We start from the raw sequence: 20,516 nt of genomic DNA, 5'->3' as shown, positions 1-20,516 counted from the left end.
TCGCCCCCCTCGCCGCGCCTGGTGCCCGCCGCTTCCCCCTCCCCGACCGGCCGCACGGTTTGCGTCGACCGGCCGCACGCTTTGCGTCGACCGGCCGCGCGGTCTGCGTCGTCCGGCGCGCGGTCTGCGTCGTCTGGCCGCGCGGTATGCCCTCAGTCCGGGTAGCCCTGCGGGTTCCCCTGCTGCCACCGCCAGGTGTCGGCGCACATGTCCTCGACCGACCGGCTCGCCCGCCAGCCCAGCTCGGACCGCGCGAGCGAGGGGTCGGCATACGAGCTGGCGATGTCGCCGGGGCGCCGCGCGACGATCTCGTAGGGGATCTCCTGGCCGCTGGCGCGCTCGAAGGCCGAGACCAGCTCGAGCACCGAGGTGCCGCGCCCGGTGCCGAGGTTCCATACCGACAGCGGCCGCTCGTGGGTGCTGATCCACTCCAGCGCCGCGACGTGCCCCTCGGCGAGGTCCTCGACGTGGATGTAGTCGCGCACGCCGGTCCCGTCGACCGTCGGGTAGTCGTCGCCGAAGACGGAGAGCTTCTCCCGCCGGCCGACCGCGACCTGGGCGATGAAGGGCATGAGGTTGTTGGGGATGTCGGACGGGTCCTCGCCGATGCGGCCGGAGGGATGGGCGCCGACCGGGTTGAAGTAGCGCAGCAGCGCGACCTTGAGCTGCGGGTAGGCATGGGTCACGTCGCGCAGGATCTGCTCGTTCATGACCTTGGTCCAGCCGTAGGGGTTGGTCGCCGACGTCGGCAGCCCCTCGGTCATCGGCACCGGCGCGTCCTCGCCGTAGACCGTGGCGCTGGAGGAGAAGACGAGGTAGGGCACGTCCCGGGCGACCATCGCCTCCACGAGCCGCAGCGTCGCGCCGATGTTGTTGCGGTAGTAGTCGATCGGCTTCTCGACCGACTCGCCGACCGCCTTGAAGGCCGCGAAGTGGATGACCGCGTCGAAGGACTCCTGCGCCAGCAGCGAGTCGAGCTTGTCGCCGTCGGCGAGGTCGAAGGCGTGCACCGGGACGGGTATGCCCGCCAGCTCCTCCAGGCGCGGGGTCACCGAGGGCTTGCTGTTGGAGAAGTCGTCGACGACGACGACCTCGTGCCCGGCCCGGGCCAGGGCGATGACGGTGTGGGACCCGATGTAGCCGGCACCGCCGGTGACGAGGACGCGCATACCGCTCATGCTGTCAGATCCCGGGCGCGCGACCGCCCAGGCGCCGGGGTCAGGGCTTGAGCAGGCGCGGGCTCACCGGGGCCTTGGGGTAGCCGGAGACCACCACGGCGCTCACGACGAGGTCGTGGACGGCGCGCTTCTTGGGGTCGCGGAACGGCCACAGCACGCTGACGAGGAAGAAGATGCCGACGGTGAAGAGGCTGAGCAGGCCCAGGAGCCCGCCGCGCACGAGGCCCACGAACCCGCCCAGCGGCGACCCGTCGGCCTCGCGGACGACCTTGAGCCCGAGCAGCGCCTTGCCGGGCGACTGCCCCTTCGAGCCGTTGAGCCAGGCGAGGTAGCCGAGCGAGGCGACCCATGCGAAGCCGGCCAGGTCCTCGAGCGGCTCGACGATGCCACTGACCACCCCCAGGACGACGAGGACCCCGAAGAGGAGGCTCCAGTCGAGCAGCGTCGCGGCGACCCGCTCGCCCCAGTCGGCGTAGCGCAGCTGCGGCGGCGGTGCCGGCCGGGTGGGCGGCGTGTCCTCGGGCTGGCCGTAGGCCGACGTCGGCGACCAGGCCGGGATCGGGGGAACGTCCCACGGCGCGGCGTCGGTGGGGCCGGTGAGGTGGTCGCGCTCGCGGTCGCGGTCCGGTGGCGGCGGTGCCCAGCTCATGGTGTCTCCTCTGCCCTTTGCCGGTCGGTCGCCGGGAGCACGGTCCCGGCTGTTCCAGGGTATGACGCCGTGCCGCCGCTGTCGGCTCCGAACAGTCGGCGGGGGTTTTGGCCGCTCTCGCCGTCCCCCGCACGTGCGGCGAACTACGGTGGGCCGGTGGGCATCGACGACACGGACAGGATCCATCTCACCCGGGCGGTGGAGCTCGCACAGGCCGCTCTCGAGGCGGGTGACGACCCCTTCGGCTCGGTCCTGGTCTCGCCGCAGGGCGAGGTGCTGCTCGAGGACCACAACCACATCGGTGGGGGTGACCACACGCAGCACCCCGAGCTCGCGATCGCCCGCTGGGCCGCGCAGCACCTCTCGCCGCCGGACCGGGCGGCGAGCACCGTCTACACCTCCGGCGAGCACTGCCCCATGTGCGCCGCCGCCCACGGCTGGGTCGGCCTGGGGCGCATCGTGTATGCCTCATCCACGGCTCAGCTGACCGCGTGGTCGGCAGAGCTGGGCCGGGAGCCGGGCCCGGTCGCACCCTTGCCGATCGAGGAGGTCGTGCCCGGTGCGGTGGTGGACGGCCCCGACCCGGATCTGGCCGAGCAGGTCCGCGCGCTGCACGCGCGTCGTGCCGGGGGTGGTCCGCGATGAGCTGCGGCACGGTGCTCCTCACCGGGGTCGGACGCCGCCGGGGCATCGCGGCGGGGATCGCCCTCGCCCTGGCCGGGGACGGTTGGGACCTGACGCTGTGCCACTGGCCGGGCTACGACGAGCGGGTCGGGCTGGAGCACAGCCCGGACGACGCCGAGGCCGTGGCCACGCGCTGCCGGGAGCTCGGCGCGCAGGTCGAGGTCGTCGCCGCCGATCTCGCCGACCCCGAGGTGCCGGAGCGGCTGGTGCGCGAGGCGAACCGGCGCGGCGACCTCACCGCCCTGGTGCTCTCGCACGCGGAGAGTGTGGACAGTGCCATCCGCACCACCACGGTCGAGTCGTGGGACCGGCACTTCGCGGTCAACGCGCGGGCGTCGTGGCTGCTCATCAGGGCTCTCGCCGAGCAGCTCGACCCGGCGGTCGTCGACCGCGGAGCCGCCCGCGTGGTGGCGCTGACCAGCGACCACACGGCATACAACCTCCCCTACGGCGCGAGCAAGGGAGCCCTCGACCGCCTCGTCGTCGCGGCCGCGCACGAGCTGGCCGACCTCGGCGTGCGGGCCAACGTCGTCAACCCCGGGCCGATCGACACCGGCTGGATGACCGAGGAGATCCGCGAGGCGGGCACCGCGCAGACGCCGCTCGGTCGCCTGGGGACGCCGCAGGACACCGCCGACCTCGTCCGCTTCCTGCTCTCCGAGCAGGGCGGCTGGATCACCGGCCAGCTGCTCCACAGCAACGGCGGCTTCCGCACGGCCGACTGAGCGAGTCTCGCCACTCCTACGCAGAAGCTGTTCCTCTGCGCTGATGCATCACCGCAGAGGAACAACTTCTGGGTAGGAGTGTGGCCGGTGGCTCAGACCCGCCGGCCGTCGTGCAGCTCGACCACCTGGTCGGCCCGCCCCATGAGGACCGGGTCGTGCGTGGAGACCACGGAGGCGATGCGGCGCTCATGCGTGAGCCGGACCAAGAGGTCCATGATCATCGCGCCGGTGTCCGAGTCCAGCTGCCCGGTCGGCTCGTCGGCGATGAGGATGTCGGGGTCGCTGACCAGCGCGCGGGCGATCCCGACGCGCTGCTGCTGCCCGCCGGAGAGCTCGTAGGGCCGCTGCCTGCTGTGCCGCGCCAGCCCGACGAGCTCCAGCGCCTCCTCGACGCGCCGGGTGCGCTCGCCGACCGGGGTCCGCTGCAGCCGCAGCGGGACCTCGACGTTCTCGGCCGCCGACAGCACCGGGACGAGACCGAAGCTCTGGAAGACGTAGCCGATCCGCTCGCGCCGCACCGCCAGCACGTCCTTCTCCGGCAGCTCGGAGAGCACCCGCCCGTCGTCGAGCAGCACCTGGCCCCCGGTCGGGCGGTCCAGGCCCCCGAGCAGGTTGAGCAGGGTCGTCTTGCCCGACCCCGACGGCCCGCGGACGACGGTGAGCCGCCCCGCGGGCACTTCGAGGTCGACCCCGGCGAGGGCGTGGACCTCGGTGGCGCCGGTGCCGAAGGTGCGGTGCAGGTCGCGCCCGGTGAGCACGACCGCGCCGGTGCCGCTGTCCGCCTGGTCCTGGTATGCCGTCGGCTCGCTCATCGTTCCTCCTGAGGTACCGGGCGCGACTCCCGCGGTTCGCGCTCGGACGGAAGGGGTGTCCGATCGGGTCCGTCTCGTCGCTCGCCGGCGGCGTGCTCCTCGTCGTCCGGCCACACCTGCACGTGGTCGGGCTCGGCCTCGAGCCGGACCCGGTCGCGCAGGCCCAGCTCCTCGACGTGCGCCCGGGGCAGCTGGATGCGCCCGGCGCGGTCGATGACGGTGTACTCCTTGGCCACCTGCCGCTGCTCTCCCGACTCGTCGGTGACGACATAGCGCAGCACCTCGGTCGAGGTCCGGCCGTCGCGGATCGCGACGGTGCGCCGCACGTGGTCGGAGACCGTCGGGTCGTGCGTGACGACCAGCACCGTCGTGCCGAGCTCGCCGGCCGAGGCCCGCATCGCCTCGAGCACCTGGGCCGAGGCGGCGTCGTCGAGCTCGCCGGTCGGCTCGTCCGCGAGGAGCACGGCGGGGGAGTTGGCCAGCGCCGTGGCGATCGCGACCCGCTGCTGCTGGCCGCCGGACAGCTCGGCCGGACGGCGCGCCCCGCAGTCGCCGACGTCCAGCAGGTCGAGCAGCTCGCCCACCCGCTGCTCGCGCTCGGTCCGACCCGAGATGACCATCGGCAGGGCGACGTTCTCGGCCGCGGTGAGGAAGGGCAGCAGGTTGCGGGACGTCTGCTGCCAGACGAAGCCGACGGTATGCCGCTGGTAGTCGACTCGCTGCGCCCGGCTCATCGACAGCAGGTCGACCCCGGCCACCCGGGCGCGACCGCCCGTGGGCCGGTCCAGGCCGGACAGGATGCCGAGCAGCGTCGACTTGCCCGAGCCGCTGGCGCCGACGAGGGCGACGACGTCGCCGGGGTCGACCACGAGGTTGAGCCCCTGCAGCGCCTGCACCTCCACCCCCTCGGTGGAGTAGATGCGCACCAGGTCCTCGCACCAGATGTCGCCACGCCCAGGGGGCTCCGCCACCGCAGGGTGTCCGGTCTGGTCCGTGGGCGGACGGGAGGGGTGTTCGGTCGGTGTGGTGTCGTGCGGGTTCATCGGTCCTCCCCGACGCGCAGGGCCTGCGCGAGGTTGGTGCGCCCGGCGATCCAGGCGCTGACGGTGACGGCGATCAGGACGGTGAGGACCACCGCGCCGAGCACGGCGGCCAGCAGCGGCAGGTCCAGGGACAGGGCGGGCTGCGCGCTCCCGCCGGTGAGGCCGGTGAGGTCGAGGCCGCGCAGCAGCACCCATGGCACGCCCAGCCCCAGCAGCGTCCCCACGAGCAGGGACGTGACGAGCAAGGGGGCCAACTCCCAGGCGGTCAGCGCCCGGGTCTGCCGCGCCCCGAGGCCCAGGGTCCGCAACGTGGCCAGGAGCGCGGTGCGCGCGGTGGACCCCATGAGCTGGACCACGACCACGGCGAGCACGGTGAGCAGCGCGGAGACGACGGTGGCGCCGACGAAGAGCTGCCGCAGCCCGGTCGTGACCGGGGCGTCCTCGAAGGCCTCGAGCCGCGTCGTGACGGTCGTGACGACCCCGCCGGTGCCGACGAGCTCGGTCACGTCGTCGGCGACCGCCTGGGGCGAGGCGCCGTCGGCGACCCCGACGAGCGTGGTCGTGACGTCGGGCATGCTGCCGCCGGCGGCGACCCAGCGCTCGCCGTCGACGAGGACGCCGGCGCCGGTGACGAGGATCCCCGGGACCTGGTCGCGGTGCCCGACCACCTCGATTTCGCCGAGCCGCGACACCTGCACCTCGGTCGCGTCGTCCGGGATCATCTCGTCGGCACCGAGCAGCGTGACGACGGCGGGTATGCCCTCGTCCCGCCAGAACTCGTCCGGCAGCGGGGGGACCGGCGCGGAGCGGGCATACACCTCCTGCACCTGGGGCTCGGCGGCCCAGACCCGGATCGCCTGGCGCTCGCCGTCGACGACGAGGTCGCGGGTGGCGCCGGTGTCCGCGACCCCGCCGACCGCCACGACACCGTCGATCTGCTCGATCTCCGCGCGTAGCTCGTCGCTGAGCAGCGGGCCGTTGAGGCGGACGGCGGCGCCGTTCGCCTCCCACGCGGCGACCTCGGCCCCCCGGGTCACGGTCGACAGCAGCACAGCGCTGACCAGCGCGATCGCCGTCCCGAGCACGACCGCGAGCGCCGGGACGAGCCCGCCCGCGGGGTCGCGCAGCGCCCGGGAGGCACCGAGGAAGGGGGTCAGCGAGGGTCGGCCCCGCAGGGCGGCGGCGAGCGCGCGCAGCGGCAGGGGGTAGAGCCGCAGCGTGAGGACGCAGGCCGCCAGTGCGAGCAGCACCGGGGTGCCCGCGGCGAGCAGGTCGATGCCGCTCTGGCCGGCGCCGTCGCCGCGCGCGCCGCGGTCCAGCAGCCGCCAGGTCGCCACCCCGGCCAGGCCCACCACGGCGAGCTCGACCACCCAGCGCCACCGGCTGGCGCTGCGGGAGGACAGGTCGCTGCGGCGCTGCTGCAGCGAGGCGTCGTCGACCGACGCCGCCAGCGCGACCGACGGCACGAGGGCCACCACGGCGGTGACGAGCCACTGCCACCACGGCGTCGGGCCAGGCACCAGGAGGGTCGCGCCCAGGTGCCCCAGCGCCGCGGCGGGGACGCCGAGCAGCAGCCCCTCGCCCGCGATGAGCCGCCGCAGCTGACCGGGTGAGGCGCCCCGCGCCAGCGTCATCGCCAGGGCCTGGCGCCGCCGGTGCACCACCAGCCGGGCCCCGAGGGCCGCCACCGCGAGCGCGACCCCGAGCGGGCCGGCCGCCACGACCGCCAGGAGCGAGGAGGTGGCCCGCTGCTGGCTGACGATGCGGCCCAGGGCCTCGGTGAGGTCCGTGGTGAACAGCGGCACCTGCGCGGCGCCGGCATCGCCGATCTCGTCGGCCGTGGCCAGCGTGTGCTGCTCGGCCAGGAAGCCGTTGACCTGGGCCCGCAGGGCCTCGACCTGGCCGGTGCTGCCGGTGATCGCCCCGGGCTGGACGGGGAACCACATCCGCATCCGCACCGAGGCGGGCTGCCCGATGCTGCCCCGGTTGTCGGGGGAGAGGAAGGCGGTGGCATACGCGCTCTCGCCGAGGTTGGGGTCGTAGAGCGTGCCCAGCGTGGCGCCGTTGTCGACGTGCTGCCAGCGTGGGTCGTCGGGTTCCGTCGGGGTGTAGGTGCCGGCGACCACGAGTCCCTGCACCTCGTCCCCGACCTCGAGCAGGAGCTCGTCCGCGGCCTCGTCGAGGAGCACCACCGGGACCGGCTCCGGGTCGTCCTGCTCCTGCTGCGGCGCGTCCGGGCCGAACACGGGAGGATCGACCACCAGCTCGGGCCAGTCGCCCGTCACGAGGTCCACGTGCTCGGTGAGGTCCGGGTCGACGGCCAGGCTCAGGGTGGCGGCGTAGTAGCCGGACTCGACCGGGGGCGCGTAGTCGACCGTGTCGGTCAGCCGGACGAGGAACTGCGCGGGGCCGAGCGTGCTGCGCAGCGGCTCGGGCTGCTCGGCGCGGACCCGCTCGGCGCCCTCGACCAGCGGCGCCCAGCCGTCGGCGGACGGGTCGCCGGTGAGGTCCTGCGTGGAGCCGAAGACGACCGTCCGCTGCCAGTCGCCCCGCAGGTCGCGCTGCGCCGCGGACAGGGAGCCGATCTCCTGGACCAGCTGGCGCGACTGGACGTCGACGAGCCCCCGCGGGACCGCGGTCAGCAGCAGCGCGACGGTGCCGACGAGCAGGGCCAGACCCAGCGACACCCACGGGTCCGCGGCGAACTGGCGCCGCGCCAGCCCGGTGGCACCGGTGCGGTGGGGTATGCCGTGCCGCGGGCTCACCGGATCTCCTCCCGGTAGGTGCGGTCCAGCGCCTGGGCCCGGACGCGCGACCCCAGCAGCCACGCGAGGAGCACCGCGCCCGCGGCGGTGAGCGCCACCACGGCGCCCCACGGCGCCGCCTCCAGCCGCAGGGCGGCCGGCAGCCGCAGCCGGCCGGGCTGGGTGGTCGACGAGGCGAGCTCGGGGACGACGGCCTGCCCGACCAGCCAGCCGGCGAGCAGCCCGAAGGCGATCGCGGCCGCGACCACCCCGACCAGCTCCATCGCCCGCGAGCGGGACTGCTGGGCGGGCGGCATACCGAGGGCACGGAGCACCGCGACCTCGGAGCGGCGCGACGACAGCAGGGTCGCCGCGACCGCGGCGATGCCGGTGAGCGCGAGGAGCAGGGCGCCGGCGGAGGCGACCCAGAAGACCAGCCGTGCGGCGCTCGTGGCGTCGGTCACCGAGACCGTGCCCGGGCCGGTGACGGCGCGCAGGTCGTCGCGGGCGGTGAGCGCGTCGACCGCCTGCTGCGTGTCGCCGGACGGGGCGGCCCAGACCTGCGTCGGCCAGGTGAGGCTGCGCTGCTGCTCCGCGAGGACCAGCGACGCGACCCTCGAGTCGGCCAGGGCCGCCGTCTCCCCCTGCTGGCCGGGCAGCGCGGTGACGACCGCCTCGACGCGTGCGGGCACGGTGGTCCCGACCAGGCTGAGCGTCATGGGGTCGCCCTCGGCGAGGTCCGCGGCGGCGGCCGCTTGCCGGGTCAGCGCGACGGGCACGACGGCCGAGCTGGAGGTGGCCTGCTCAGGTCCGGCTCCGGGTCCGGGTCCAGGGACCTTGCCGGTGAGGTCGGGCGGCTCGACGCCGGGCGCGACGACGAGCCGGGACGGCCCGGTGGTGGAGTCCTGCACCTCCAGGTGCCAGGTGGCCCCGGAGGTGTCGAGCCAGGCGGGCACGAGCGGCTCGTTGCTCTCGGTGAAGGTCGAGACCGCCGGGCCCTCGTCACCGACGTAGCCCCGCTCGACCTCGACCGTCGTCTCGACGCTGGCCTCCTCGACGGCCGCGGCCTCCTCGGCCAGCGGGGCCGCCTGAGCCGCGGTGAGCGCATCCGTGCTGCCCCACTCCCCGGTGTCGGCGAGCAGGTCCACGCCCTCGGCCCGCATCGACAGGTCGAGCTCGAGGGTGGTCGAGCTGTTGGTGAAGACGAACTCGGCCGGCGCGTCCGACGGGTACGGCTCCGGGAGGTGGAGCGTGACGGCGCGGAGTCGGTGCTGGCGTCCCTCGGGCAGGGTGAGGGTCAGGGTCGCCGAGGTGCGGGCGGGTTCGGCGGCGAAGTCGTCGAGGGTGGCCGGGTCGTAGCTCAGTCGCGGGCCGGGCAGCTCGACGGTGGTGGTGTCGACCGAGCTCGTCATCCCCGTCCGCACGTCCTCGACCAGCACCGTGAGGCCGACCTCGACCGGTGCCGCGACCGCGGCGACCTCGCTCTCGACCCGGTCGAGGAGCATCTCCTCGGAGAGCTCTGCCGGCGGCTGCTCCTCGCCCTCGGGTGGTGGTTCGTCGTCGGTGGACGTCTCGGACTCAAGCTCCGCGACCTGGTCCGCGATCTCCTGCTCGGTCTGCGCGATCCCGTCCAGGCGCGCCAGCTCCCAACGGTCGACACCCCGCTCGGCCCGCAGCTCGATGCTCACCTCCGTCGCACCCTCCGGCACCGTGATCACCTCGTCGGCCAGGTGGTCGCCCTCGGCGTCGAGCACCTCGTCCAGCCCGGTGGGCACGAGACCGCCCGGTATGCCCTGGGGCACGTTCGCGACCTGCGCCAGCCCGCCGTCGGTGCTCGTGGGGGCCAGCATGAGCGGCACCGGGACGTCACCGACCCGCGCGTCCGGCTCGGACCACACGAGCGCGGCGGCGCCGATCTCCGGCAGCTCGGCGAGGTCCGGCGGCGGGTCCGGGACGACGCCCGGCTCCACCGTGGCGGGCGGGCGCACCACGTCGGCCCGCAGCGGGGCTCCCTCGCCGACCGCCGCCAGGTCGTCGCGCAGCTGCGCGCTGGTGCCGGAGTAGAGCGCCGCCAGGGTCGTGGAGCCCACGGCGAGGACGGTGAGGACGGCGGGGACGGCATACACCGGCAGCCGCCGGCTCACCTGGGCCGACGAGAGGTGGGCGGCCGTCGTGCGCGTGCGGCGGGTGAGGAGCTCGACGGCGCGGCTGAGGGGTCCGAGGAGCGCCACGGCGACCACCGCGGCGGCGGCGAGCAGCAGGGCGGGTGCGGCGCCGGCGACGAGGTCGGTGCCGAGGGTCCCGTCCTCGGCGCGGGTGAGCGGCGACCCGGCGCGCCGCAGCTGCCACCAGCTCAGGGCTGCCGCGCCGAGCACGAGCACCAGGGTGGCGAGGGCGGTCGCGGCGCGGGCCCGGCCCGAGCGGTCGGCGATCGCCTGGCCCCCGGCGAGCCGGCCGGCCTGCAACCAGGCGACTGCGGTGAGCACGAGGGCGACACCGAGCAGCGTGAGAGCCCCGGCGGCGACGACCCGCGCTGTCGCGCCCTCGCTGCCGGGCACGAGGAGCAGGCCGAGGCGGGCCAGCAGGGTGCCGACCGCCGCGCCGAGCACCGTGACGACCAGGGACTCCGCGAGCGTGCTCAGCAGGAGCTGGCGGCGGGTGGCGCCCCGCGCGACGAGGAGCTGGGCCTGCGGCTCGCGGGTGGTGGCCAGCAGCCGGGCGAGCTGGACCACGGCCAGCCCGGTGACGAGGACGAGGACCGAGAGAGGGACGACGCCGAGGGCACGGGCGGTCGCGAGGTTGGTCGCGGCCTGACCGGCGGTGGGGGCCAGGTCGCCCTCGACCTGGACGCCGCGGACCGTGAGGCCCTCGACGTCGCGCAGCTCGGAGCGCAGGTTCTCGGCGCCGCTCGCGAGGACGCTGAGGTCGTCCGGGGTGATCGCGTCGGCGTCCGGGCGCACCGGCCAGCGGACGAAGGGCGCACCGACCTGCTGCGCCAGGGCCTCGTCGACGACGACCGGTCCGAGGGTCGCGTCCTCGTCGGCGACGCCGGTGCGGACCAGCTCGTCGCCGAACCAGAAGGCGTCCTGCGCGTCCACCGGCTGCCAGGTCGCGCTGACCTCGACCGCCCGGTCCGCGACGACGAGGACGTCGCCGACCTCGACGTCCCAGGCCTGCGCGGTTCCGACGTGCAGCGCGCCCTGGGTCGGGGCGTCCGGCGTCCCGTCGCCGTCGCCGTCCGGCCAGGTGCCGTCGACCACCGTGACAAGACCTGCCGGCGCGGTCCCGCCCGTCGCGAGGTCCGGGCCACCGGTGACCACGAGCTCGCCGTCAAGAACGGTGCCGTCCAGCTGCGCCGGGCGGGGCTCGCTGACCACGAGGCGGCCGATGCTCACCGGGGCCGGGGCGAAGGCGTCGGCGATGGTTCGCCGGGCCAGCTCGTCCTGGCGCTGCGGGTCCTCCGCGAGGCGGGTCTGGACCTGGACACCGGTCTCGGTGGGTTCGCCCTGGGACAGGGCGGCGCGGGCGGCCGTGCTCGCGGCCGCCGTCGAGTAGCCGACCGTCCCGGCGATGATCGCCGTCGTCACGACGACGAGCGCGAGCAGGGTGAGGAGCAGCCCGGCCGAAGCCCGGGCCCGCGCCCTCGCGAAGCTCGCCCACCTCATACGCAAGGACTGTAGGGTGCCGCTCCGACGCCCCCGAAGCCTTCCCCGACGTCAGGCCGCTGATCGTGACCCAGACGTGACCGCCCGCGCGGTATGCGTCGACCGGCCGCACGGTTTGTGCGGACCGGCCGCGCGGTTTGCTTCGACCGGCCGCACGGTATACCCGATGGCCGGATTTCGACCTCTCGTTTGTTCGCCATGGCGACGAAACCAGTAGTCGAATTCGGGGGGTGAGCCCGTCTGCCGGATTTCGACTTCTCGTTTGTTCGCCATGGCGACGAAACCAGTAGTCGAAAACGAAGGTCGGCCGGGGCAGCGGGGCAGCGGGGCAGCGGGGCAGCGGGGCAGCGGGGCGGAGAAGCGTCAGGCGTCGCGCTGGTCGACGATCCGGCGCGCCTTGCCGACCGACCGCTCGACGCCTCCCTCGGCGAGCACGACGACCTGGGCCGTCGTACCGATGCGGTCCTTGATCTGCTTGCCCAGCTCACCGGCGAGCCGGTTGCGGTCCTCGCTGCCCAGGCCCGGCTCGCCCTCGACGTTGATCGTCAGCTGGTCCATGCGACCCGGGCGGGTGAGGATGCACTGGAAGTGCGGCGTCAGCCCGGGCGTCGCGAGCACGAGCTCCTCGATCTGCGTGGGGAAGACGTTGACCCCGCGCACGATCATGAGGTCGTCGCTGCGGCCGGTGATCTTGGCGAGCCGGCGCATACCGGGCCGTGCGGTCCCAGGCAGCAGCCGGGTGAGGTCGCGGGTGCGGTAGCGCAGCACCGGCATCGCCTCCCGCGTCATCGCGGTGAGCACGAGCTCGCCCTCCTCGCCGTCGGGCAGCGGCTCCTCGGTGATCGGGTCGATGATCTCGGGGTAGAAGTGGTCCTCCCAGAGCGTCAGCCCGTCCTTGGTCTCGACGCACTCCTGCGCGACGCCCGGGCCCATCATCTCGGAGAGCCCGAAGATGTCGGTCGCGTGCATCTGGCAGCGCTGCTCGATCTCGGCGCGCATCCCCTCGGTCCACGGCTCGGCCCCGAAGACGCCGATCTGCAGCGAGGTGTCGGCCGGGTCGATGCCCTTCTCGGTCATCGCGTCGACGAGGGAGAGGAAGTAGGAGGGCGTCACCATGATGACGCGCGGCCCGAAGTCGGTGATGAGCTGGATCTGCTTGTCCGTCTGCCCGCCGCTCATCGGCACGACGGTGCAGCCGAGCCGCTCGGCGCCGTAGTGCGCGCCCAGCCCGCCGGTGAACAGCCCGTAGCCGTAGGCGACGTGGACGAGGTCGCCGGGCCGCGTGCCCGCGGCGCGCAGCGAGCGGGCGACGAGGGTGGCCCAGGTGTCGATGTCGCCCTGGGTGTAGCCGACGACGGTCGGTCGCCCGGTCGTGCCCGAGCTCGCGTGCACCCTCACGCACTGCTCCCGCGGCACGGCGAAGAGCCCGAACGGGTAGTTGTCGCGCAGGTCGGCCTTCGTCGTGAAGGGCAGTCGCCGGACGTCGTCGAGGCTGGTGATGTCGTCCGGGTGCACCCCGTGCGCATCAAGCCGGCGGCGGTAGTGGTCCACCCCGTCGTACGCGCGCCGCACGCAGCTCTGCAGCCGCTCGAGCTGGTGGGCGCGCAGCTGGTCGACCGACCAGGTCTCGGCCTCGTCGTGCAGGTCGGGGCGCTCGTCGATCTCGGGCAGGGTCATGCGCTCGCGTCTCCTTCGTCGCCGGTGCTCGTCAGGGTATGCCCCGCCCTCGGGCCCGCACCACGGGGCGTCCCGTCCGGTGTCACCCCCGGAGGTCCCGCACGAGCCGTGGTGAGCGCCACCGCGTCACCTCGCGCAGCCAGAGCGTCGGGGGATAGGCCAGCCGCACGACGAAGTAGTTGACGAACTCGACCACCGCGAAGAGCCAGACACCGAGCGTGAGGACGAGCGCACCGGCGTCGTCGCCGCCGCGCACGACGATCACCACGATGCCCACCGCCAGCAGCAGCGGGTCGAGGATGCGGAAGGCCCGGTATGCCCTCGCCGGCCTCGTCGGCATGGTCCCGGTCCCCACCCACGACCGGGCGAGCAGCCAGTAGACGCCCGCCTGGACGAGGACCAGGACCAGCGGGCCGAGCCCCCACCACAGGGTGGCCCAGTCCCGGCCCGACCACCGTGGCTGCAGGACCGCCGCGGCGAGGACGACGAAGACGGCCGCGGCCACCAGCTCCCCCAGGCCCAGGGACCGGTAGCGACGCAGGAGCTCCCGCCGGCGCTCCGGTGACATGCGGTCCTCGTCCGCTGTCCCGGGGCGTGCTGGGCGCCCCTCCTGGCTCACGACGGCCTGATGGCCCGGGAGTGCCCGCGGAACTCGGCGACGACGGCACTGTCGGAGGCGCGGCATACCGTGACGTCCGTGATCCCGCTGCGGCCGTAGCTCACCCGCTCGGCCGCGGTGGCGACGAGGACGTCGTCGAGCCGTGAGGGGAGGAGATAGGTGATGTCGCAGCTCGCCGCGACCGTGGTGCGGCCGGTCGCGTTGCAGGCGAGGGCGAAGGTGGAGTCGGCGAGGGTGAAGACGTAGCCCCCGTGGGCGATGTCGTGGCCGTTGACCATCGTGTCGACGATCCGCATGCGGGTGCGGGCCCGACCCAGGCGACGGCCTCCCTCGGTGGTCTCGACCTCGACGTCGAGGAGCTCGATGCCGAGGGCGGCGGAGGCCCTGTCCTGGTCCCACATGCGGTGGACGTGGCTGAGATCGGTGTCGGTCACAGTGCCTCGCTCGGTCGGTAGCGGCCGCCGGGATAGAGCTCGTCGAGCTCAGCGAGCTGCCGGCGGACGGTGTCGGCGCCGATCTGCTCCAGCCAGGCGAACGGGCCGTGGGGGTAGTTGGTGCCGAGGGTCATGGCGGTGTCGACGTCCTCGGCGCTCGCCTCGCCGCGATGGACGAGGTCGACGCCCTCGTTGACGAGCATGGCGAGGGTGCGCGCGACCGGGTCGGTCTGCACCGGGCCGCCCACCAGCTGCTCGGCGAGCGCCGCGTCGGGCTCGGCGTCGACCGGCCGGCCGTCGGCATACTCGAAGACGCCGCGCCCGGTCTTGCGGCCGAGCCTGCCCTCGCGCACGAGCTCGCGCTGCCAGTCGGTCGGTGCGTAGCGCGGGTCCTCGCCGGTCTGCCGCCACACGGACTCGCCGACGGCGAGGTTGACGTCCTGCCCGATGAGGTCGGTCAGCTCGAACGGCCCCATCCGGAAGCCGGCGCCGCGCAGCGCCAGATCGATCGTCGCCGGGTCCGCGAGCCCCTCGGCGACCATGCGCTGAGCCTCGCCGTAGAACGGGCGGGCGACGCGGTTGACGATGAACCCCGGTGTCGAGGTGCACCGCACCGGCGTCTTGCCCCAGCGGCGCACCAGCTCCGAGGCCGCGTCGAGGACGTCGGCCCCCGAGGCGGCGCCCGTGATGACCTCGACGAGCCTCATCAGTGGCGGCGGGTTGAAGAAGTGCAGGCCGAGGACCCGCTCCGGGTGGGCCATGGCAGGCGAGGTGCCGCCGTGCAGCGCCGCGTCGTGCCCGGAGCAGGCCTCCCCGACGATGTCGTCGATCGACAGCGAGGAGGTGTTGGTCGCCAGGACCGTTGTGCTCGGCTGCGCGCTCTCGAGCTGGCGGAAGATCGCCCGCTTGACGTCTAGGTGCTCGACCACGGCCTCGATCACGAGCGCCACCGCCGGGATGGTCCTCATGTCGGCGGTGGTGTGCGGCGTGACCCGCGCGAGGGTGGCGTCCGCGTCCTCCCGCGTGACCTTGCCCTTGGCGACGAGCTTGTCGAAGGTCGCCCGCAGCCCGGCCACCGCGCGCTCGGCCGCCTCCGGCTGTGCGTCCACGAGGATCACGGGGTGGCCGGCCTGCGCCGCGACCTGCGCGATCCCGGCGCCCATCGCCCCGGCCCCGATGACGGCGACTGCGGTCTGGTCCGGAGGGCTGAGCAGGGCGTGCGGCGGCGTCGGCGACTCTGGCATGGGTCCACCATGGCATGAGCGGTCCGCCTGTGGACGACGGCGCCCGGGGGCGTCGCGTCGGCATACTGGCGTCATGGGAATGAACATGGGGCTGGTGTATGTCGAGGGCGCGGCGGTCGAGGACCTCGCGGCGGTGGGGCTGCGGCCGACCGGGGCCCGGTCGAGCGGGGACGAGGCGAGCATCTCGTCCGACCCGGAGATGGTGGTCGCCCGCCGGTCGGTGACTGGCTCGTCCTCGTCGGCGGGATGATGCTGCTCGCCACCGAGGACGAGATGCTCGCGCGCACGCTGGGCCGGCGGGTCGTGGCCGCGCTCCTCGGCAGCACGAGCGACACCTACTCCTTCGCCGTCTGCGAGCCGGACGGGGCGCGCCGGCACGTCGTGGACTCCGCGGGCCACCGCGAGGTCGACGAGGGGCCGGCGCTGCCCGCGGAGGACGGCGTCGAGCTGCTCACCGAGGACACGGTGCTGGGGCTCGTGGGTGACGTCACCGGGGTCGAGATCTGGGACGCCTTCGTGGAGGAGGACTGGGAGGTCCTCGAGGGTGAAGGGGTCTTCGGGACCGAGATGATGTTCGACGAGGGCCCGGCGGTGGAGCCCGGCGTCGCCGCGCCGGGAGACGAGGCATACCCGAGCGCCGGCGAGTCGACCCACGAGGCCGGTGACCGCACCTCCGAGCCTGCGCGCAAGGGGTTCTTCGCCCGCCTGTTCGGCCGCTGAGCAGATCGGCGACGCGCCCGTCCCCGACGGTCTGGAGCGGGCCACGGTCGAGGCCCAGGCGCGGGCGCTGACCGTCCGCTACGCCGGCGGTGACCTGTCCGGCATCCAGCAGGCCTGGCAGGGGCTCGTCGCCGAGGTCGAGACCGCGGCCTCACCCCGCACGGCACCTGCCGAGAGGTGTATGACGTCACGCCCTTCGACGGCGACGGCGCCGGCTGGTCGGTGGACCTGCAGCAGCCGGTCGCCTGAGAGGCCCGCTCCAGAGCGTCCCGTGGGAGTCGTGACCGTTGTCGACTTCCACGGGACGCTCGCGCGGGGAGCCACAGCGACGACGCTCGCCCCTCGGCTCAGGCCCAGCGCGCTAGCGTCACACCGTGGCCTACACCTTCACCGAGTCCGCCTCGCCGCTGGTCTCCGTCCTGTGGTGGGTCGAGGTGGAGGAGGACGCGACCTACACCGACGCGGCGAACGAGTTCTGGGGCATCGCGTTCAGCCGACGCCACGGGCATACCGACGTCGTCGCCACCCTCATCGGGCCCAGCACGCAGCCGCGGACCCTCGACCTGCGCGCAGGGGAGCGCGGCTGGGGCGTCGAGCTGCCCGCGCACGTCTTCCTCCGGCACGTCCCGAAGCTGTCGCTGCTCGGCGAGATTCGCGACCTGCCGTGCGACGGCGCGTCCGTCGAGATCGGTGGGGTCCGGCTGCCCGTCCCCGGGTATGCCGACACCCGCGCCCTGGAGGAGATGGTCACCCTGCTGCACCGTCAGGGCGTGCTGCTGACCGACGAGGCCATCGCGGCTGCGCTCGCCGGGGACGCCACGGCCTACTCCGACCGGCAGCTGCGGCGCCGGTCCAGCGCGGCGGCGGGGATGGGCCCGAAACAGCTGCAGCAGCTGGCGCGGGCGCGTGCTGCATACCGGCTCCTGCACGCAGGTCGGACCCTCGCCGAGGCCGCGGTGGAGGCGGGCTACAGCGACCAGGCGCACATGACCCGGGGGATGCGCGCGGTCGCCGGGACGAGCCCGGCCTGGATCCTCGCCGCCGACCTCGACTCCTTCGGCAGTCGGCCGGGTGAGGACGGCCGGTTCGTGCAATCGCTCCACTCCGAGCCCGAGGCGAACTGGCATGCGGACGCCTGGGAGGAGCCGGCCGGTGACGGCGCGGGCTCGGCGGAGCAGTCCGCCTGGAGCGGCGCGGCCGGTGGCGAGGCGTGGACACCCGCCAAGGTCGACGTGCCGACCGCCTTCGCCCTCTTCGGCGGTGACCTGATGATGCCGCCGCGCGAGCTGTGCGAGCGCTTCTTCGCCGTGGAGCGCTTCACCCTCTACCCGGAGGGCGGTCACTGGCCTGCGCTGGAGGAGCCGGAGCAGGTCGTCCGCGACCTGCTGGCCTTCGCCGACGGCAGGAGCTGAGCTCCCTCACCGGGTCACGACGGTCCCGTGGGAGTCGGGACCCTTCCCGACTCCCACGGGACCGTCGTGGGCTGTGGACGACCGGGGCCACGGGAGGTCCACCTCTGTCAGGCTGGGGGCCGACGCACGAGCCGGGGGGCAGGTGCGGGCAGGGGGAGGCATGGCACGAGCGCCGAGCGCTGCGGCTCGCCGACGTGCCTGGCGCCACGAGGTCGCACGCCTGCTGGCGGACTGCCACTCCGGCGTCGTCCGACGCGCGGACCTGATCGCCGAGGGACTGACCGACGAGGACATCCGGGCCGAGGTCGATCACGGGGTGTGGCACCGCGCCGGCTGCCACACCCTGTGCATCGCGGGCACCGAGCCGCGAGGCGAAGGGCTCCTCTGGTGGGCGTTGTGGGAGTCCGGCCCTCGTGCGGTGCTGGACGGCGCGACCTCCCTGGTCGTCTCCGGGCTGAAGCACTGGGAGGCGTCGCCCATCGACGTCTCGGTCCCGCGCAACGCCACCGTCCGCTCGTTGCCCGGCGTCCGGCACCACGTCCTGCGTGACCTCGGGCCGGTGATCCCCGTCGGGCTGCGGCGGACCAAGACCGACGTGGCGCTCCTGCGCGCCGCGCAGTGGGAGCGCACGGACCGGGCCGCCGCGACGCTGGTGGCGATGACCGTGCAGCAGCGCCTCGTGTCGACCAGCGCGCTGATGGACCGCTGGGGCGGGACGCGACGCTGCGCCCGACGGCAGTTGCTCGGTGCCGTGATCCGCGACGTCTGCGACGGCTCCCACTCGATCAACGAGCTGGACGTCGTCGCGGCGTGCCGGGCCCACGGCATACCTGCTCCGAGCCGGCAGAGCACCCGGACCGTCGGCGCGGGGCGGGTCTATCTCGATCTGTTCTGGGACGACTACGGCGTGCACGGCGAGATCCAGGGCGCCCACCACCAGTGGGGTCTGCACGGGGTCGACGACGCCGTGCGCGGCAACGCCCTCGCCATTGACCAGCGCGACCTCGTCTCGCTGCAGATCCCGGTCCTCGGCTGGCGGCTGGACCCCGCGGTCTTCCTCGACCAGATCGCCTCGGCGCTCCGACGCGGCGGGTGGGCCGGTTAGCGTCCCGTGGGAGTCGGCACCCTTCGCGACTTCCACGGGACACAACCGCCCAGGTATGCCGCTGGGCAGGCCCGCGCGGGCGTCGTTACCCTGAGAGCCATGGCCACCACCGCGACGACGCACCCCCTGCTGGACACCCACCGCGAGACCCTCGAGGCGGCGACGCAGGCCCTGCGCGAGCGCAGCTACTACAGCCGCTACCCCGAGTCGCCGAGCCCCCGGGTCTACGGCGAGGGCTCCTCCGAGCGCGGCCAGCTCGCGCACCAGGAGACCCTCAACAAGGACTTCGACGGGCTCGAGGAGCAGCCCACGACCGGCCGCAGCGTCGGCTCGGAGAAGAGCCCCTACGGCCCGACCCTCGGGGTGCGCTACCCCGAGCTGGACGTCGACGCCGCGATGGAGGCGGCGCAGCAGGCGCTGCCCGCCTGGCGCGACGCCGGCGCCGAGGTCCGGGCCGCCGTGCTCACCGAGGTGATCGAGCGGATCAACGCGCGCAGCCACGAGATGGCGCACGCGGTCATGCACACCTCCGGGCAGCCGTTCGTCATGTCCTTCCAGGCCGGCGGCCCGCACGCCCAGGACCGCGCGCTCGAGGCGGTCGTCGTCGCGCTCGAGGAGCAGCGCCGCGTCCCGGAGTCGGTGACCTGGGAGAAGCCGGCGAAGGGCGACCCGATCCGGATGCAGAAGGACTACCGGATCGTGCCGCGCGGCGTCGCGCTGGTCATCGGCTGCAACACCTTCCCCACGTGGAACGCCTACCCCGGCATCTTCGCCTCGCTCGCGACCGGCAACCCGGTCGTCATCAAGCCGCACCCGCACGCCGTCCTGCCGCTCGCGCTGACCGTGCAGATCGCCCGCGAGACCCTCGCCGAGGCCGGCTTCGACCCGGCCCTGGTCCAGCTCGCCGCGGAGGACGACGGCGGCACGCTCGCGAAGGACCTCGCGCTGCACCCGGCCGTGAAGATCATCGACTACACCGGCGGCCCCGGCTTCGGCCACTGGCTGGAGACCGAGGCGGCGGGCGCGGGCAAGCTCGTCTACACCGAGAAGGCCGGGCTCAACACCGTCGTCGTCGACTCCACCGACGACCTCAAGGGCATGCTGGGCAACCTGGCCTTCTCCTTCTCCCTCTACTCCGGGCAGATGTGCACCGCCCCGCAGAACGTCTACGTCCCGCCGACCGTCCGCACCGACGAGGGCGACCTGTCCGCCGCGGAGTTCGCCGAGAAGCTCGGCCAGGCGATCAGCGGTTTCACCGCCGACGACGCCAAGGCGGTCGAGGTCCTCGGTGCCACGGTCAACGACGACGTCCGCGGGCGCGCGACCGACATCCCGGGCCTGGCCGACCGGCTCGGCGGCGACGTCGTCCTCGACAGCCGCGCCGTCGCCCACCCCTCCTACCCCGACGCCGTGGTGCGCACCCCCGCCCTGGTGGGGGTCGACGCCGCCAACGACGCGGCATACACGCAGGAGTGCTTCGGCCCGGTCGCCTTCGTCATCCGCACCGAGGACACCGCCGACTCGCTGCGCCGCTTCTCGCGGACCGTCGCCGAGCACGGCGGCATGACCGCGGCGGTGTATGCCACCGACGAGGAGGTCCTGGACGACGCGCGGGAGGCCGCCGCGGACGCCGGGGTGGCGCTGTCGGAGAACCTCACCGGCCAGATCTTCGTCAACCAGACGGCCGCCTTCTCCGACTTCCACGGCACCGGCGCCAACCCCGCGGCCAACGCCGCCTACGCCGACGCCGCCTTCGTCTCCAACCGGTTCCGGGTCATCACCAGCCGGCGCCACGTCTGAGGCCC

Annotated in this window: 17 protein-coding genes; 7 read left to right on the top strand and 10 right to left on the bottom strand. The window is 74.1% G+C overall.

The window, feature by feature from the left end; translation table 11 throughout:
• Window positions 1–152 precede the first annotated feature (152 nt).
• Window positions 153–1,169 (bottom strand): UDP-glucose 4-epimerase GalE, encoded by a 1,017-nt coding sequence (gene galE / locus SGUI_RS08360; RefSeq protein ID WP_066638668.1) that lies wholly within the window; start codon window positions 1,167–1,169, stop codon window positions 153–155.
• Between the two features lie 49 nt (window positions 1,170–1,218).
• Window positions 1,219–1,827: an RDD family protein gene (locus SGUI_RS08355; protein ID WP_066638665.1), complete on the bottom strand. Its 609-nt coding sequence runs from the start codon at window positions 1,825–1,827 to the stop codon at window positions 1,219–1,221.
• Window positions 1,828–1,983: 156 nt separating this feature from the next.
• Here SGUI_RS08355 and SGUI_RS08350 point away from each other — a divergent pair, with 156 nt between their 5' ends.
• On the top strand, window positions 1,984–2,472 hold the full coding sequence (locus SGUI_RS08350) for a nucleoside deaminase (protein WP_202816564.1): 489 nt from the start codon (window positions 1,984–1,986) through the stop codon (window positions 2,470–2,472).
• Window positions 2,469–3,236 carry an SDR family oxidoreductase gene (locus SGUI_RS08345; RefSeq protein WP_066638662.1) on the top strand — a complete coding sequence of 256 codons (768 nt, stop codon included), beginning with the start codon at window positions 2,469–2,471 and terminating at the stop codon, window positions 3,234–3,236. The genes SGUI_RS08350 and SGUI_RS08345 overlap by 4 nt, the downstream gene beginning before the upstream one ends.
• A gap of 92 nt (window positions 3,237–3,328) precedes the next feature.
• Here SGUI_RS08345 and SGUI_RS08340 read toward each other — a convergent pair whose 3' ends face one another.
• The 8 genes from SGUI_RS08340 to SGUI_RS08305 all read right to left on the bottom strand — a co-directional run bounded on the left by SGUI_RS08340 (window position 3,329) and on the right by SGUI_RS08305 (window position 15,474).
• On the bottom strand, window positions 3,329–4,048 hold the full coding sequence (locus tag SGUI_RS08340) for an ABC transporter ATP-binding protein (protein ID WP_066638659.1): 720 nt from the start codon (window positions 4,046–4,048) through the stop codon (window positions 3,329–3,331).
• Window positions 4,045–5,019 (bottom strand): ABC transporter ATP-binding protein, encoded by a 975-nt coding sequence (locus tag SGUI_RS08335; protein WP_237141306.1) that lies wholly within the window; start codon window positions 5,017–5,019, stop codon window positions 4,045–4,047. Before SGUI_RS08335 ends, SGUI_RS08340 begins: the two co-directional genes overlap by 4 nt.
• 68 nt (window positions 5,020–5,087) lie before the next feature.
• Window positions 5,088–7,856 carry an FtsX-like permease family protein gene (locus SGUI_RS08330; RefSeq protein WP_066638656.1) on the bottom strand — a complete coding sequence of 923 codons (2,769 nt, stop codon included), beginning with the start codon at window positions 7,854–7,856 and terminating at the stop codon, window positions 5,088–5,090.
• Entirely contained in the window at window positions 7,853–11,500 is a 3,648-nt protein-coding gene (locus SGUI_RS08325; RefSeq protein WP_066638653.1) for an FtsX-like permease family protein, read from the bottom strand. The genes SGUI_RS08330 and SGUI_RS08325 overlap by 4 nt, the downstream gene beginning before the upstream one ends.
• A gap of 363 nt (window positions 11,501–11,863) precedes the next feature.
• Window positions 11,864–13,177 carry a phenylacetate--CoA ligase PaaK gene (gene paaK / locus SGUI_RS08320; RefSeq protein ID WP_066638650.1) on the bottom strand — a complete coding sequence of 438 codons (1,314 nt, stop codon included), beginning with the start codon at window positions 13,175–13,177 and terminating at the stop codon, window positions 11,864–11,866.
• Between the two features lie 82 nt (window positions 13,178–13,259).
• A complete protein-coding gene (locus tag SGUI_RS08315; protein WP_066638647.1) occupies window positions 13,260–13,745 on the bottom strand; it encodes a hypothetical protein in 486 nt (161 codons plus the stop codon).
• 47 nt (window positions 13,746–13,792) lie between these two features.
• Entirely contained in the window at window positions 13,793–14,230 is a 438-nt protein-coding gene (paaI, locus tag SGUI_RS08310; protein ID WP_237141483.1) for a hydroxyphenylacetyl-CoA thioesterase PaaI, read from the bottom strand.
• Entirely contained in the window at window positions 14,227–15,474 is a 1,248-nt protein-coding gene (locus tag SGUI_RS08305; protein WP_066638644.1) for a 3-hydroxyacyl-CoA dehydrogenase NAD-binding domain-containing protein, read from the bottom strand. Before SGUI_RS08305 ends, paaI begins: the two co-directional genes overlap by 4 nt.
• 73 nt (window positions 15,475–15,547) lie before the next feature.
• Between SGUI_RS08305 and SGUI_RS17410 the strand changes: the two genes are divergently transcribed.
• From SGUI_RS17410 to paaN, 5 genes are all read left to right on the top strand, one after another.
• Window positions 15,548–15,724, top strand: a complete 177-nt coding sequence (locus SGUI_RS17410) for a hypothetical protein (protein WP_157621781.1) — start codon at window positions 15,548–15,550, stop codon at window positions 15,722–15,724.
• A complete protein-coding gene (locus SGUI_RS08300; protein WP_066638639.1) occupies window positions 15,721–16,194 on the top strand; it encodes a hypothetical protein in 474 nt (157 codons plus the stop codon). The genes SGUI_RS17410 and SGUI_RS08300 overlap by 4 nt, the downstream gene beginning before the upstream one ends.
• 374 nt (window positions 16,195–16,568) lie before the next feature.
• Window positions 16,569–17,606 carry a helix-turn-helix domain-containing protein gene (locus SGUI_RS08295; RefSeq protein ID WP_066638630.1) on the top strand — a complete coding sequence of 346 codons (1,038 nt, stop codon included), beginning with the start codon at window positions 16,569–16,571 and terminating at the stop codon, window positions 17,604–17,606.
• Window positions 17,607–17,766: 160 nt separating this feature from the next.
• On the top strand, window positions 17,767–18,711 hold the full coding sequence (locus tag SGUI_RS08290) for a hypothetical protein (RefSeq protein ID WP_066638627.1): 945 nt from the start codon (window positions 17,767–17,769) through the stop codon (window positions 18,709–18,711).
• A 99-nt stretch (window positions 18,712–18,810) separates the two neighbouring features.
• Complete coding sequence (gene paaN / locus SGUI_RS08285) at window positions 18,811–20,511, top strand: phenylacetic acid degradation protein PaaN (protein ID WP_066638624.1); 1,701 nt, start codon at window positions 18,811–18,813, stop codon at window positions 20,509–20,511.
• Window positions 20,512–20,516 lie beyond the last annotated feature (5 nt).

Source organism: Serinicoccus hydrothermalis (genome assembly GCF_001685415.1).
Classification (GTDB): Bacteria; Actinomycetota; Actinomycetes; order Actinomycetales; family Dermatophilaceae; genus Ornithinicoccus; species Ornithinicoccus hydrothermalis.
The sequence above is the reverse complement of the archived record's forward strand: the minus strand, read 5'-3'. Positions and strand labels throughout refer to the sequence as shown.